The organism is Kitasatospora sp. NPDC057965 (assembly GCF_042887135.1).
Classification (GTDB): domain Bacteria; phylum Actinomycetota; class Actinomycetes; order Streptomycetales; family Streptomycetaceae; genus Kitasatospora.
Genome location: NZ_JBHVPZ010000007.1, coordinates 171,731 through 185,694, shown reverse-complemented (window position 1 = coordinate 185,694; position 13,964 = coordinate 171,731). Strand labels below are relative to the sequence as shown.

The window sequence follows — 13,964 nt, the reverse complement described above, 5'->3', positions numbered from 1 at the left end:
CGGCTCCCGGTCGCGTGACTCAGACGTTGGTGGCAACGTTCGACAGGTGCTCCAGGATTTCCGGGCCCAGGTTGGTCACGTCGCCGGCGCCCATGGTGAGCAGCAGGTCGCCCGGGCGGGCCAGGGCGGCCAGCACCGCGGGGGCGGCCGCGAAGTCGTGCTCGGCGGTCACCTCGGCGCCGGCCCGGCGGGCGGCGTCGATGATCAGCTCGCTGGTGACGCCGGGGACCGGGTCCTCGCGGGCCGGGTAGATGTCGAGCACCACGGAGGCGTCGGCCAGCGCCAGCGCGGCGCCCATCTCCTCGGCGAGCTGCTGGGTGCGGCTGAACAGGTGCGGCTGGAAGACCACCAGCACGCGCCCCTCGGTGGCCTCCCGGATGGCCTCCAGGTCGGCGGTCATCTCGGTCGGGTGGTGGGCGTAGGAGTCGATCACCTGGACCCCGCCCGCCTCGCCCTTGAGCTGCAGGCGGCGGCGCACGCCGGTGTAGGCGCCGAGCGCCTTGGCCAGGTCGGCGGCCGGCACGCCCAGGGCGACACCGGCGGCCAGCGCGGCGACCGCGTTGTGGGCGTAGTGGCGGCCGGGCACCGAGACGGTGAAGCCCAGCTCGGTGCCGTCCAGCAGCACGGTGACCTCGCTGGTCATGCCGCGCGGGACGACCGACAGGACGCGCAGGTCGGCGTCCTCGGCGGCGCCGACGGTGACCACGTTCAGGTCCGCGCGGCCGCGGACGCGGGCGGTCAGCTCCCGGGCGCCGTCGTGGTCGGCGGAGACGACCAGGGTGCCGCCGGGGACGATCCGGCCGACGAAGGTCTCGAAGGACTCGTGGATCTCGTCGATCGAGGCGTAGTTGGCGTGGTGGTCCAGCTCCACGTTGAGCACGATCGCCGCCTCGGGCGCGTACTTGTGGAAGCTGCGGTCGCTCTCGTCGGCCTCGGCGACGAAGATCTCGCCGGTGCCGTGGTGGGCGTTGGAGCCGGGCGCGTCGAGGTCGCCGCCGATCGCGTAGGACGGGTCCAGGCCCAGCTCGCCGAGGGCGACGGCGAGCATGCTGGTGGTGGTGGTCTTGCCGTGGGTGCCGGCCACGGCCAGCGCCCGGCGCCCGCCCATCAGCGCGGCCAGCGCGTCCGAGCGGTGGACGACCGGGATGCCGCGCTCGCGGGCGGCGGCCAGCTCCGGGTTGTCGGCGCGGATGGCGCTGGAGACGACGATGCTGCTCGCGCCGTCCGGCACGTGCTCGGCGGCGTGCCCGATGTGCACGGTGGCGCCGAGCGCGCGCAGCGCGCGGACGGTCTCGGACTCCTTGGCGTCGCTGCCGGAGACGCCGGCCCCGCGCACCGCGAGGATCTTCGCCAGGCCGGACATCCCGGCGCCGCCGATGCCGATGAAGTGCGGGGCGTGCAGGTCGTGCGCGGCGTCGTTCAAGGCGGGGCTCCGTACGGGCGGGGGGTCAGGGGAGGGGCGGACGGCGTGCGAATCGTCCTCGCGGGCCGGACCGCGCCGGACCGCAAGGACGATTCTGCACCACTCCGGGGTCGCGTCAGGAGTCGCTGGCGAACAGCCGCAGCACCGGCACGCCCACCTTGTGGCGGGCCTGGGAGGCCCAGTCGCGGTGGAAGAACTCCTCCACGAAGTGCGGGGAGGTGAGCACCACCACCTCGTCGGCCTGGTGCTCCTCCACCACGGCGCGCAGCCGCTCCAGCGGCGACTCCTCGACCAGTTCGCCGACCGCCTCGGCGCCGGCCCGCCGCAGGTGGCGCAGGCTGTGCTCCAGCGACTCGGTGGCGACCGTCGGCCCGCTCTCCGACTCGTCGTGCTCGCGCACCACCTTGTCCAGGTGGCCGAGGGCGACGTCGTCCAGCGCCCGCAGCAGTTCGTCCTGCTTGCCGCGCGGCTGCATCAGGACGACGAAGGACACCTTCTCCTCGCTGTGGAGCGTGGTGACCAGCTCCACGTCCGCGTCGGAGAGAGCCTTCTCGATCATCAGTACCGTCTTGAACACGTGAATCCCTTCCAGTCGCCGGCCCCCGGGCTCCGGCTTCGCATCCCATACTGCCCGGCGGAAGCTTTCCGCACGCTGCCCACCCGGCACACGGGCCACGCGGAGGAGGCCGCAAGTGGGAGCGGGATCACGGTTCGGAGGTCACGGGGTGGGCGGACGCAGGTAGCGGGTGAAGAGGAATCCTTTCTGCTCGATCAATGAGACCAGCCGCATCCGCTGCACGTCGGGCATGCGCGCGTCGTTGAGGATGCGCGGCGCGTCGCCGCCGGTGATCAGCGGCGCCAGCGACAGGCACAGCTCGTCCAGCAGGTCCTCGGCGGCCAGCTGTCCCAGCAGCCGGGGCCCGCCCTCGGTCAGCAGCCGCGTCCAGCCCCGGTCGGCCAGCGCCGCGACCGCTGCCCGCAGGTCCACCGCGCCGCGCCCGACCGCGATCACGTCGGCGACCTCGGTCACCGCCGCCAGGCTGCGCACCGGCGCGTCCTCGGTGGTGATCACCACGGTGCGCACCAGCGGCTCGGTGAACAGCGGCGCCGCGAGGTCCAGCCCCAGCGAGCGGCTGACGATCGCGATCACGGGCGCCGGCGCCTGCCCGGCCGCGCGGCGGGCCTCGGCGAAGTCGGCCCGCGCCCGGGCCGGCCGGTACCCCTCGGCGCGCACCGTCTCGGCACCCACCAGCACCACGTCCGACAGCGCCCGCAGCACACCGAAGATCCGCTTGTCGGCCTCGCTGGAGAGCCCCTCGGAGAGCCCGTCCAGCCGGGCCCCGCCGTCCAGCCCGGCCACCATGTTGGCGCGCAGCCAGGGACTCCCGTGGTTCACCTGCCCGGGGTACGCGTAGACGGCGGCCAGCGCCTCCAGCGAACTCGGGTCGTCGAAGGTCTCCGCCACCGGGCTGATCAGCTGTTGCATGCCCCCAGTCTTCCACCGGGGGCCGCCCCGGGAGGTCCACCGGGTGCTCGTCCCGGGGGCCTCCCGACCGGGCGTACCCTTATTCACCGTGTCCGCAGCTTCCCGCCCCGCCACCGCGACCGCGCCGATAGCCCTCACCGCCCGGCGCCCCGTCGTCCCCGCCGAGCGCCTGGTCGCCGAGATGGTGCCGCCGCCGCGCTTCTCCGACGTGAGCTTCGGGACGTACATCCCGGACCAGGCCCAGCCCAGCCAGTACGAGGCCGTGCAGGTCCTGGAGGAGTTCGCCGGCACGCTCAACAGCGGAAACGGTTCCGCCCCCAAGCGCAGCTGGTTCCGCCGCTCCGCCCCGGCCCCGGCCGGCCCGGCCGGCATCTACCTGGACGGCGGCTACGGCGTCGGCAAGACCCACCTGCTCGCCTCGCTCTGGCACGCCGCCCCCGGCCCCAAGGCCTTCGGCACCTTCGTCGAGCTGACCAACCTGGTCGGCGCGCTCGGCTTCCAGCAGGCCGTGCAGACCCTGTCCGGGCACAAGCTGCTCTGCATCGACGAGTTCGAGCTCGACGACCCGGGCGACACCGTCCTGGTCTCCACCCTGCTCGGCCGCCTGGTGGAGAACGGCGTCAAGCTCTGCGCCACCTCCAACACCCTGCCGGAGAAGCTCGGCGAGGGCCGCTTCGCCGCCGCCGACTTCCTGCGCGAGATCCAGGGCCTGTCCGCGCACTTCCGCCCGATGCGGATCGACGGCCAGGACTACCGCCACCGCGGCCTGCCGGACGCCCCGCCGCCCTACCTGCCGGCCGAGGTCGACGCCGTGGCCGCCCGCACCCCGGGTGCCTCCCTCGACGACTTCGAGGCCCTGCTCGCCCACCTCTCCGCCGTCCACCCCAGCCGCTACGGGGCCCTACTGGACGACGTCACCGCCGTCTGCCTGCGCGATGTGCGCCAGGTCGACGACCAGTCCACCGCCCTGCGCCTGGTCGTCCTCGCCGACCGCATGTACGACCGCGAACTCCCCATCACCGCCTCCGGCCTCCCCTTCGACCAGGTCTTCCCCGAGGAGATGCTCCGCGGCGGCTACCGCAAGAAGTACCTGCGCGCCATCTCCCGCCTGGTCGCCCTCGCCCGGGACAGCGCCCGCACCTGAGGCCGTGACCGGCGCCCCGGTCGGGCGTTTCTCCCTGCGGCAATGGGTCGCGAAAGGAGGAACATGACTGGGAAGAAGGCCGTCTGGACGATCGAGGTCGAGCCCGAGGTGCGCGCCTGGCTGCGCACCTGCTCGACCATCGAGTACCGGGCGGCCGAACGCGCCGCCGACCGCCTGGCCGAGGACGGCGAACTGCTGCCGTTCCCGCTGGCGAGCCACCTCGGGGGCCCGCTGCGGGAACTGCGCATCGGGTCGATGCGCATCACGTACTGGCTCGCCCCCGGTCGGCGGGCTGTGCTGCTGACGGTCTTCCGCAAGACTAGGAGCCGCGAGACCGACGAGGTCGGGCGGGCGCACCGGGCCCAGAAGGTGTGCGAGGCCGAGCACGGCCCCGCCGGTGACCACCAGGTCTACGACAGGGACGAGGAGGAGCGATGAGCAGCGGCTACCACACCCGCTGGGTCGTGCCGCCGGAGCACCGGGAGACCGAGGAGTACCGGGCGGCCGGGCGGCGGATGGCGCTGGCCGAGGCCGTACACGCCCGCCGCTCGGCGCTCGGCTGGACCCTCGCGGAGCTGGCCGGGCGGGCGGGGCTGGACGAGGAGACCGTCGAGAGCATCGAGGAGAGCGGGGTCGACCCCACCCTGCCGCTGATCGAGCGGCTGGCCGCCGCCTTCGACTCGGCGGTCCGCATCGACCCGGCGGGGGAGCCCGCCATCAGGTTCGAGGCCCACGCGGCCTGAGTGACCGGTGCTCGCTTGTCGGTGGTGGGTCGTACGGTGGAGGCGTGCGACCCATCACGAGTATTGAGCGGTCAGTGGCGCCCTTCGAGGTCGTCAGTCCCTACCAGCCCAACGGTGACCAGCCGGCGGCGATCGCGGAGCTGGAGCGGCGGATCCGGGGCGGGGAGAAGGACGTCGTCCTGCTCGGTGCCACCGGTACCGGCAAGTCGGCCACCACGGCCTGGATGATCGAGAAGCTGCAGCGGCCCACCCTGGTGATGGCGCCGAACAAGACGCTGGCCGCGCAGCTGGCGAACGAGTTCCGCGAGCTGCTGCCGAACAACGCGGTCGAGTACTTCGTCTCGTACTACGACTACTACCAGCCCGAGGCGTACGTCCCGCAGACGGACACCTACATCGAGAAGGACTCCTCGATCAACGAGGAGGTCGAGCGGCTGCGCCACTCGGCGACCAACTCGCTGCTCACCCGCCGGGACGTGGTCGTGGTCGCGTCCGTGTCCTGCATCTACGGCCTCGGCACGCCGCAGGAGTACGTGGACCGGATGGTGCGGCTGAAGGTCGGCGAGGAGATCGACCGGGACGTCCTGCTCCGGCGCTTCGTCGACATCCAGTACACCCGCAACGACCTCGCCTTCACCCGCGGCACCTTCCGGGTGCGCGGCGACACCATCGAGATCTTCCCGGTCTACGAGGAACTGGCCGTCCGGATCGAGATGTTCGGCGACGAGATCGAGGCGCTGTACACGCTGCACCCGCTCACCGGCGAGATCATCAGCCAGGACGACTCGGTGTACGTCTTCCCGGCCTCGCACTACGTGGCGGGCCCGGAGCGGATGGAGCGCGCGGTCAACGGCATCGAGAAGGAGCTGGAGGAGACCCTCGCCCGGATGGAGAAGCAGGGCAAGCTGCTGGAGGCCCAGCGGCTGCGCATGCGCACCACCTACGACATCGAGATGCTCCGCCAGATCGGCACCTGCTCCGGCGTGGAGAACTACTCGATGCACTTCGACGGCCGCGAGCCCGGTTCCCCGCCGAACACCCTGCTCGACTACTTCCCGGAGGACTTCCTCCTGGTGATCGACGAGTCGCACGTCACCGTCCCGCAGATCGGTGCGATGTACGAGGGCGACGCCTCGCGCAAGCGCACCCTGGTCGAGCACGGCTTCCGGCTGCCGTCCGCGATGGACAACCGCCCGCTGAAGTGGGAGGAGTTCCTGGAGCGGATCGGCCAGACCGTCTACCTGTCGGCGACCCCGGGCGCGTACGAGCTGTCGCGCGGCGACGGCCAGGTCGAGCAGATCATCCGCCCGACCGGCCTGATCGACCCCGAGGTGATCGTCAAGCCGACCGAGGGCCAGATCGACGACCTGGTGCACGAGGTCCGCAAGCGGGTGGAGAAGGACGAGCGCGTCCTGGTCACCACGCTCACCAAGAAGATGGCCGAGGACCTCACCGACTACATGCTCGGCCTGGACATCCGGGTGCGGTACCTGCACAGCGACATCGACACGCTGCGCCGGGTGGAGCTGCTGCGCGAGCTGCGGGCCGGCGAGTACGACGTGCTGGTCGGCATCAACCTGCTCCGTGAGGGCCTGGACCTGCCGGAGGTCTCGCTGGTGGCGATCCTGGACGCGGACAAGGAGGGCTTCCTGCGCTCCGGCACCTCGCTGATCCAGACCATCGGCCGCGCCGCCCGCAACGTCTCCGGCCAGGTGCACATGTACGCGGACCGGATCACCGCGGCCATGGAGAAGGCGATCGAGGAGACCAACCGCCGCCGGGAGGTGCAGCAGGCGTACAACAAGAAGCACGGGATCGACCCGCAGCCGCTGCGCAAGAAGATCGGCGACATCCTGGACACCCTCGCCCGCGAGGACGTGGACACCGGCGAGCTGCTGTCCAGCGGCTACCGCGGCTCGGGCGGCGGCAAGGGCGGCAAGGCCCCGGTGCCGGCGCTGGGCGCCGAGCGCAAGCCGGCGAAGTCGCTGCCGGCGGCCGAGCTGGCCGAGCTGATCCAGTCGATGACGGAGCGGATGCACGCCGCCGCGGTCGACCTGCAGTTCGAGGTGGCGGCCCGGCTGCGCGACGAGGTCAAGGAGCTGAAGAAGGAGCTGCGGCAGATGCGCGAGGCCGGTATCGCGTAGCGGCCGCGGAACGGCTCGCGACCCCGTCCGCGACCCCCTCCACGACGGCGCCCGCCGGGCCTGGCCGGTTACGTCCCCGGTCAAGCCCGGCGGTGTCTCAGCCCTGCCACAAACGGGTACAGGGCGGACAGCTCGCCCGATCGCAGGCTCTAGGCTGGCCTGCGGCGCCGCTCCGGGACGGGTGGGCCGGAAGAGGGGGCCTCAGCCGGGGGACGGCAACGGGGTGTTCCACCGTGGGGCCGGCGCGGGTGCCCGCGCGGCCGGGCAGAGAGGACATGCGCCGTGTCGGTGAACCTTGCCAAGGGCCAGCGGGTCAGTCTGCAGAAGGGGCCGGGGGAGACGCTCACCGTCGTCCGGATGGGCCTGGGCTGGAAGGCGGCGCCCCGGCGGGGCCTGTTCGGCAGCCGGACCCGGCAGATCGACCTGGACGCCTCGGCGCTGCTGTACGAGGAGCGGACCCCGTCCGACGTGGTGTTCTTCCAGCACCTGCAGAGCGCCGACGGCTCGGTGCGGCACACCGGGGACAACCTCGTCGGCGGATCCGGCGCGGGGGAGGACGACGAGTCGATCCTGGTGGACCTGGTGCACGTGCCGCCGCAGATCACCCAGGTGGTGTTCACGGTCAGCTCGTACACTGGACAGACCTTCGCCGAGGTGCAGAACGCGCACTGCCGGCTGGTGGACGAGTCGACCGGGCTGGAGCTGGCCCGCTACGAGCTGACCGGCGGCGGCCCGCACACCGGCCAGGTCATGGCGAAGGTGTTCCGGGACGGCAACGGCGGCTGGGAGATGCAGGCGATCGGCGCCCCGGCCAAGGGGCGGACCTTCCAGGACCTGCTGCCGGCCATCGAGCCGTTCCTCTGACCCCGCTGCGGCCCTTCGGCTGACCCCCGCTGCGCCCCTTCCGCGGTCGCGGCCCTGACGGGTCTTTACCTTCTTTACCTTTCTTTGGGGATGCTGTTACCCTTCTTGCAGCGGAGGGGAGTATTCCCACGCAGCCGTCCCGTCATCACGGGCGCCCGTCGCGGCGCCCCGGGGCGCTGGTCCGCGGGTGCGCCGACGCGCGTCCGACGGGCGGAAGAGACCTCCGGCAAGTGACGATGACTGTCTCGCCTACCTGCCGGAGGAGCAGTAGTGGACGTTTCCGTAAGCCTTTGGGTCGGCACCATCGCGGTGCTGTTGGCCCTGATCGTGGCCGATTTCTTCATCGGCGGCCGCAAGCCGCACGAGGTGTCGATCAAGGAAGCCGGCATCTGGACCACGGTCTGGGTGGTGCTGGCGGCGATCTTCGGCGGTTTCCTCTGGTGGCACTCCGGCTCGACGCCGGCCGGTGAGTTCTTCGCCGGCTACATCACCGAGAAGTCGCTCAGTGTCGACAACCTCTTCGTCTTCATCCTGATCATGGGCAAGTTCGCGGTGCCGAAGATCTACCAGCAGCGCGTGCTGATGTTCGGTGTGATCATCGCACTGGTGCTGCGCGCGGTCTTCATCGCCGGCGGTGCCGCGCTGGTCGCCCAGTTCTCCTGGGTGTTCTTCATCTTCGGCGGCTTCCTGATCTGGACGGCCTGGAAGCTGATCAAGGAGGCGCGGGCCGACGAGGAGGACGAGGAGTTCGAGGAGAACCGCCTCCTCAAGTCGATCGAGAAGCGCTTCCCGTCGACCGACAGGTACCACGGCACCAAGCTCTTCATCCGGGAGAACGGCCGCCGGCTGATGACCCCGATGCTGATCGTCATGCTGGCGATCGGCACCACCGACGTGCTGTTCGCGCTGGACTCGATCCCGGCGATCTTCGGCCTGACCCAGGACCCGTACATCGTCTTCACCGCCAACGCCTTCGCCCTCATGGGCCTGCGCCAGCTGTACTTCCTGATCGGCGGCCTGCTGAAGAAGCTGGTCCACCTCTCGTACGGCCTGTCGGTGATCCTCGGCTTCATCGGCGTGAAGCTGGTGCTGCACGCGCTGCACGAGCAGGGCGTGCACGTGCCGGAGATCGGCATCCCGTTCTCGCTGGGCTTCATCGTGGTCGTGCTCGCCGTCACCACCGTGACCAGCCTGATGGCCTCCAGGAAGGCCGCCCTGGCCGAGCAGGACGAGCCCCAGAAGCTGGACGCCTGACCCCGCACCCCCCGGAACAGGGCGGGCCCGCGACCGAGCAGCGGTCGCGGGCCCGCCCCTTGCGTGTCCGGGGGACTGCCGGCCGCGACTACCAGCCGCGCTCGCGCCACTCGGCGAGGTGGGGGCGCTCGGCGCCGAGGGTGGTGTCGTTGCCGTGGCCGGGGTAGACCCAGGCCTCGTCCGGGAGGGCGTCGAAGATCTTCTCGTTGACGTCCCGGAAGAGGCTCTCGAAGGCCGTCCGGTCGCCCCAGGTGTTCCCGACCCCGCCGGGGAACAGGCAGTCGCCCGTGAACACGTGCGGGTGGCCCTGCGGGTCGTCGTAGACCAGCACGATCGCCCCGGGGGTGTGGCCGACCAGGTGCCGCACGGTCAGCGCGCAGCGGCCGACGGCGAGGGTGTCGCCGTCCGCGAGCGGCAGCGCGGTGGGGACGTCGATGCCCTCCGCGTCGTGCTCGCCGGCCGCGGTGCGGGCGCCGGTGGCGGCGACCACCTCGGCCAGCGCGTTCCAGTGGTCGCGGTGCCGGTGGGTGGTGACGACGGTGGCCAGGTTCTCGCCGACCGTCTCCAGCAGCACCGGCGCGTCCGCCGCGGCGTCGATCAGCAGCTGCTCGTCGGTGTCGCGGCAGCGCAGCAGGTAGGCGTTGTTGTCGTAGGGGCCGACCGCCACCTTGGTGATGATCAGATGCGCCAGCTCGCGCACGTCCGGCGGCCCGCCGACCTTGACCGCTCCGTGGTACGTCATCCGTCCGCTCCTTGTCGGGCTACAGGGTTCGAGGTCATCCTCGCGCCTGGCGGGCCGCTCAGCCCAGCGGGGGCAGGGTGGGCAGCGCGGTGTCGGGGGTGCGGCGCAGGCCGTCGCCGTCGGCGCGGCCGGAGAGCCAGGCGAGCAGGGCGCGGACCGGGCCCTCGACGGTCAGGGCGGGGGTGCCGGTGCCGATCACGGCGCGCTCGGCGGTGTCGTCGGCGAACAGCTCGACGGCGGGCAGGTCGGCGCCGGACAGCTTGCCGGCGAGCCGGCGGAACTCGGCGGCGGCGAACTCGGCCGGCCAGTGCGCGGGGGTGTAGCCGGCGTCCAGGTCGACGTGGTGGTACTCGACCTCCATCAGGCGCCTCCAGGGGATCTCGTACGCGGGGAAGCGGTAGCCGTGGCGGTGCCGGACCTCGGCGGCCCAGGCGTCGGCGGGCAGCCGGGCGGCGGCCGCGGTGAAGTGCCCGTCGGTGGCGCTCAGGTCGGCGAGCTGGACGTCGGCCGGGCGGGGCGCGCCCTCCTCGATGCCCAGGTCGCGGGCCTCCTCGCTCGGGTACTGGGGGATGTCGGTGCCGGTGCGGGCGCCGTCCAGCAGGTTGACCAGGGAGTCGGCGTTGCGGGCGAGGTGGGCCAGGACGTGGCCGCGGGTCCAGCCGGGCAGGGCGGATGGCTCGGCGACGGCGCCGGGCCCGAGCTCGGCGACGGTGTGCAGCAGGTGCCGGGTGCTCTCCTCGACCTGCGCCAGGTGGCGCGCGGCGCGGGCGGCGGCGGAGGCGGCCGCGGCGGACGGGGCCGCGGCGGACTGCGGGTCGGTCATGGATCGGCCTTCCGTGGGGACGGCGCGTTGCCCGCGCGGGGCTCCGCTCGTTGAAGGGGGCGACGCCGGGGACGCCGGGGACGACGCTACCCCCGTTCCCTGGCGCTGAGCAGGGGCTTTTGCGAACCGCACGGCAAGGCTCCGCAAGCCGTCCTCACTCGTTCGGGTGGACCCGGCTGGACAAGGTCGTTAATCGAACGCGTGAGCTAGTAGGCTGGCTGCCGCATCCTGGAAGAAGCACACCTTCGTTTCCCCCAGCCCTCTCGCCCCGGAGAAAGGCGCCAGAAGCAGTGGCCGACCGCCTCATCGTCCGCGGTGCTCGCGAGCACAACCTCAAGAACGTCTCGCTCGACCTGCCCCGCGACTCCCTCATCGTCTTCACGGGCCTCTCCGGCTCCGGCAAGTCCTCGCTCGCCTTCGACACCATCTTCGCCGAGGGCCAGCGCCGCTACGTCGAGTCGCTGTCGTCCTACGCCCGCCAGTTCCTCGGCCAGATGGACAAGCCCGACGTGGACTTCATCGAGGGCCTCTCCCCGGCCGTCTCGATCGACCAGAAGTCCACCAACCGCAACCCGCGGTCGACCGTCGGCACCATCACCGAGGTCTACGACTACCTCCGCCTGCTGTTCGCCCGGATCGGCAAGCCGCACTGTCCGCACTGCGGGCGCCCGATCGCCAAGCAGTCCCCGCAGGCCATCGTCGACAAGGTGCTCGAACTCGCCGAGGGCACCCGCTTCCAGGTGCTCAGCCCGGTGGTCCGGGAGCGCAAGGGCGAGTTCGTCGACCTCTTCGCCGACCTCCAGTCCAAGGGCTACGCCCGCGCCCGGGTGGACGGCGAGACGGTCCAGCTCGCCGAGCCGCCCAAGCTCAAGAAGCAGGAGAAGCACACCGTCGAGGTGGTGATCGACCGCCTCACCGTCAAGGAGAGCGCCAAGCGCCGCCTGACCGACTCGGTGGAGACCGCCCTGCGGCTGAGCGGCGGCATGGTCGTGCTCGACTTCGTCGACCTCCCCGAGGACGACCCCGAGCGCGAGCGGATGTACTCCGAGCACCTCTACTGCCCGTACGACGACGTGTCCTTCGAGGAGCTGGAGCCGCGCTCGTTCTCCTTCAACTCGCCGTTCGGCGCCTGCCCGGACTGCTCCGGCCTCGGCAACCGGATGGAGGTGGACCCGGAGCTGGTGGTGCCCGACGAGGAGCGCTCGCTGGACGAGGGCGCCATCCACCCGTGGTCCGGCGGCCACACCAAGGAGTACTTCCAGCGGCTGATCGACGCCCTCGCCGGCGAGCTGGGCTTCCGCACCGACATCCCCTGGGCCGGGCTGCCGGCCCGCGCCAAGAAGGCGCTGCTGTACGGGCACAAGCACCAGGTGCAGGTCCGCTACCGCAACCGCTACGGGCGCGACCGGTCCTACAGCACCGGCTTCGAGGGCGCGGTGCCGTTCATCCAGCGCCGCCACCAGGAGGCCGAGAGCGACTCCAGCCGCGAGCGCTTCGAGGGCTACATGCGCGAGGTGCCCTGCCCGACCTGCCGGGGCACCCGGCTCAAGCCGGTGGTGCTCGCGGTCACCGTCGAGGACCGCTCGATCGCCGACGTCTCCTCGATGTCGATCAGCGACTGCTCGGACTTCCTCGGCGCGATGAAGCTGAACGCCCGGGACAAGCAGATCGCCGAGCGCGTCCTCAAGGAGGTCAACGAGCGGCTGCGCTTCCTGGTCGACGTCGGCCTGGACTACCTCTCGCTGGACCGCGCGGCCGGCACGCTATCCGGCGGCGAGGCCCAGCGCATCCGGCTCGCCACCCAGATCGGCTCCGGCCTGGTCGGCGTGCTCTACGTGCTGGACGAGCCGTCCATCGGCCTGCACCAGCGCGACAACCACCGGCTGATCGAGACCCTCGTGCGGCTGCGCGACATCGGCAACACGCTGATCGTCGTCGAGCACGACGAGGACACCATCAAGATGGCCGACTGGGTGGTCGACATCGGCCCCGGCGCCGGTGAGCACGGCGGCAAGGTGGTGCACTCCGGCTCGCTGAAGCAGCTGCTCGGCAACAAGGAGTCGCTGACCGGCCAGTACCTCTCCGGCAAGCGCTTCATCCCGATCCCGCAGGAGCGGCGCGCGCGCGACAGGAAGCGCCAGCTCACCGTGCACGGCGCCCGCGAGCACAACCTCAAGGACGTCACGGTCGGCTTCCCGCTGGGCACCTTCACCGCGATCACCGGCGTCTCCGGCTCGGGCAAGTCCACCCTGGTCAACGACATCCTCTACACCCACCTCGCCCGGGAGCTGAACGGCGCCCGCACGGTGCCCGGCCGGCACACCCGGATCACCGGCACCGATCTGGTGGACAAGGTGGTGCACGTCGACCAGTCGCCGATCGGCCGTACCCCGCGCTCCAACCCGGCCACCTACACCGGCGTGTTCGACCACGTCCGGCGGCTCTTCGCGGAGACCCAGGAGGCCAAGGTCCGCGGCTACCTGCCGGGCCGGTTCTCGTTCAACGTCAAGGGCGGCCGCTGCGAGAACTGCTCCGGCGACGGCACCATCAAGATCGAGATGAACTTCCTGCCGGACGTCTACGTGCCGTGCGAGGTCTGCCACGGCGCCCGGTACAACCGGGAGACGCTGGAGGTCCACTACAAGGGCAAGTCCATCGCCGAGGTGCTGGACATGCCGATCGAGGAGGCGCTCGGCTTCTTCGAGGCCGTCCCGGCGATCGCCCGCCACCTGCGGACGCTCAACGACGTCGGCCTCGGCTACGTCCGCCTCGGCCAGTCCGCGCCCACCCTCTCCGGCGGCGAGGCCCAGCGCGTCAAGCTCGCCTCCGAGCTGCAGAAGCGCTCCACCGGCCGGACCGTCTACGTGCTGGACGAGCCCACCACCGGTCTGCACTTCGAGGACATCAGCAAGCTGATCAAGGTGCTCACCGGCCTGGTGGACAAGGGCAACACGGTGATCGTCATCGAGCACAACCTCGACGTCATCAAGACCGCCGACTGGATCGTCGACATGGGCCCCGAGGGCGGCTCCGGCGGCGGCACCGTGGTCGCCGAGGGCACCCCCGAGGAGATCGCCGCCGTGGCGGAGAGCCACACCGGCAAGTTCCTGCGCGACATCCTGCCCGGCGACTTCGCCGACGCACCGGTGGCCCCGGCCAAGGCCAAGGCCCCGGCCCGGGCGAAGGCCCCGGCCAAGACCGCGGCGAAGGCGCCGGCCAAGGCGAAGTCCCCCGCCAAGCGCACCACGGCGGCGCGCAAGTAGCCCACGGCGCCCGGAACCCGCCGCGCCCGCGTCCGCCCGCCCCCGGCACCCCCGGGGGCGGGCGGATGAGGACGCATA

12 protein-coding genes are annotated in these 13,964 nt (G+C 71.7%); 7 read left to right on the top strand and 5 right to left on the bottom strand.

Going from position 1 to position 13,964, the window contains the following annotated elements; translation table 11 throughout:
- Nucleotides 1–19: 19 nt before the first annotated feature.
- The 3 genes from murC to ACFVVU_RS11485 form a co-directional block, all read right to left on the bottom strand.
- A complete protein-coding gene (murC, locus tag ACFVVU_RS11495) occupies nt 20–1,402 on the bottom strand; it encodes a UDP-N-acetylmuramate--L-alanine ligase (protein ID WP_387789579.1) in 1,383 nt (460 codons plus the stop codon).
- Between the two features lie 136 nt (nt 1,403–1,538).
- On the bottom strand, nt 1,539–2,000 hold the full coding sequence (locus ACFVVU_RS11490) for an indole-3-glycerol phosphate synthase (protein ID WP_355369163.1): 462 nt from the start codon (nt 1,998–2,000) through the stop codon (nt 1,539–1,541).
- Between the two features lie 141 nt (nt 2,001–2,141).
- Nucleotides 2,142–2,909 (bottom strand): pyrimidine reductase family protein, encoded by a 768-nt coding sequence (locus ACFVVU_RS11485; RefSeq protein WP_387789422.1) that lies wholly within the window; start codon nt 2,907–2,909, stop codon nt 2,142–2,144.
- An 88-nt stretch (nt 2,910–2,997) separates the two neighbouring features.
- Here ACFVVU_RS11485 and zapE point away from each other — a divergent pair, with 88 nt between their 5' ends.
- From zapE to ACFVVU_RS11455, 6 genes are all read left to right on the top strand, one after another.
- Entirely contained in the window at nt 2,998–4,053 is a 1,056-nt protein-coding gene (gene zapE, locus ACFVVU_RS11480; protein ID WP_387789420.1) for a cell division protein ZapE, read from the top strand.
- A 63-nt stretch (nt 4,054–4,116) separates the two neighbouring features.
- A complete protein-coding gene (locus ACFVVU_RS11475; protein ID WP_387789419.1) occupies nt 4,117–4,491 on the top strand; it encodes a type II toxin-antitoxin system RelE/ParE family toxin in 375 nt (124 codons plus the stop codon).
- Nucleotides 4,488–4,796, top strand: coding sequence for a helix-turn-helix domain-containing protein (locus ACFVVU_RS11470; protein ID WP_380684690.1), 309 nt, complete (start codon nt 4,488–4,490; stop codon nt 4,794–4,796). The genes ACFVVU_RS11475 and ACFVVU_RS11470 overlap by 4 nt, the downstream gene beginning before the upstream one ends.
- A 44-nt stretch (nt 4,797–4,840) precedes the next feature.
- Nucleotides 4,841–6,940, top strand: a complete 2,100-nt coding sequence (gene uvrB / locus ACFVVU_RS11465) for an excinuclease ABC subunit UvrB (RefSeq protein ID WP_380684688.1) — start codon at nt 4,841–4,843, stop codon at nt 6,938–6,940.
- Between the two features lie 282 nt (nt 6,941–7,222).
- Nucleotides 7,223–7,804, top strand: a complete 582-nt coding sequence (locus ACFVVU_RS11460) for a TerD family protein (RefSeq protein WP_380684687.1) — start codon at nt 7,223–7,225, stop codon at nt 7,802–7,804.
- Nucleotides 7,805–8,074: 270 nt separating this feature from the next.
- The gene (locus ACFVVU_RS11455) at nt 8,075–9,058 is read left to right on the top strand and encodes a TerC family protein (protein ID WP_387789417.1); all 984 of its coding nucleotides are present in this window, start codon (nt 8,075–8,077) and stop codon (nt 9,056–9,058) included.
- Nucleotides 9,059–9,146: 88 nt separating this feature from the next.
- Here the strand turns inward: ACFVVU_RS11455 and ACFVVU_RS11450 are convergent, their stop codons facing one another.
- Together ACFVVU_RS11450 and ACFVVU_RS11445 are read right to left on the bottom strand one after the other, a co-directional pair.
- The gene (locus tag ACFVVU_RS11450) at nt 9,147–9,800 is read right to left on the bottom strand and encodes an MBL fold metallo-hydrolase (protein ID WP_380688628.1); all 654 of its coding nucleotides are present in this window, start codon (nt 9,798–9,800) and stop codon (nt 9,147–9,149) included.
- 58 nt (nt 9,801–9,858) lie between these two features.
- Nucleotides 9,859–10,623: a maleylpyruvate isomerase family mycothiol-dependent enzyme gene (locus ACFVVU_RS11445; RefSeq protein ID WP_387789415.1), complete on the bottom strand. Its 765-nt coding sequence runs from the start codon at nt 10,621–10,623 to the stop codon at nt 9,859–9,861.
- Between the two features lie 290 nt (nt 10,624–10,913).
- Here ACFVVU_RS11445 and uvrA point away from each other — a divergent pair, with 290 nt between their 5' ends.
- Nucleotides 10,914–13,886 (top strand): excinuclease ABC subunit UvrA, encoded by a 2,973-nt coding sequence (gene uvrA / locus ACFVVU_RS11440; RefSeq protein WP_380688624.1) that lies wholly within the window; start codon nt 10,914–10,916, stop codon nt 13,884–13,886.
- Nucleotides 13,887–13,964: the final 78 nt, after the last annotated feature.

Excerpts from the sequence above, each read along its gene's own strand:
- ACFVVU_RS11445 (WP_387789415.1), bottom strand. The coding sequence starts at position 10,623 with ATGACCGACCCGCAGTCCGCCGCGGCCCCGTCCGCCGCGGCCGCCTCC.
- ACFVVU_RS11450 (WP_380688628.1), bottom strand. The coding sequence starts at position 9,800 with ATGACGTACCACGGAGCGGTCAAGGTCGGCGGGCCGCCGGACGTGCGC.
- ACFVVU_RS11485 (WP_387789422.1), bottom strand. The coding sequence starts at position 2,909 with ATGCAACAGCTGATCAGCCCGGTGGCGGAGACCTTCGACGACCCGAGT.
- ACFVVU_RS11470 (WP_380684690.1), top strand. The coding sequence starts at position 4,488 with ATGAGCAGCGGCTACCACACCCGCTGGGTCGTGCCGCCGGAGCACCGG.
- ACFVVU_RS11475 (WP_387789419.1), top strand. The coding sequence starts at position 4,117 with ATGACTGGGAAGAAGGCCGTCTGGACGATCGAGGTCGAGCCCGAGGTG.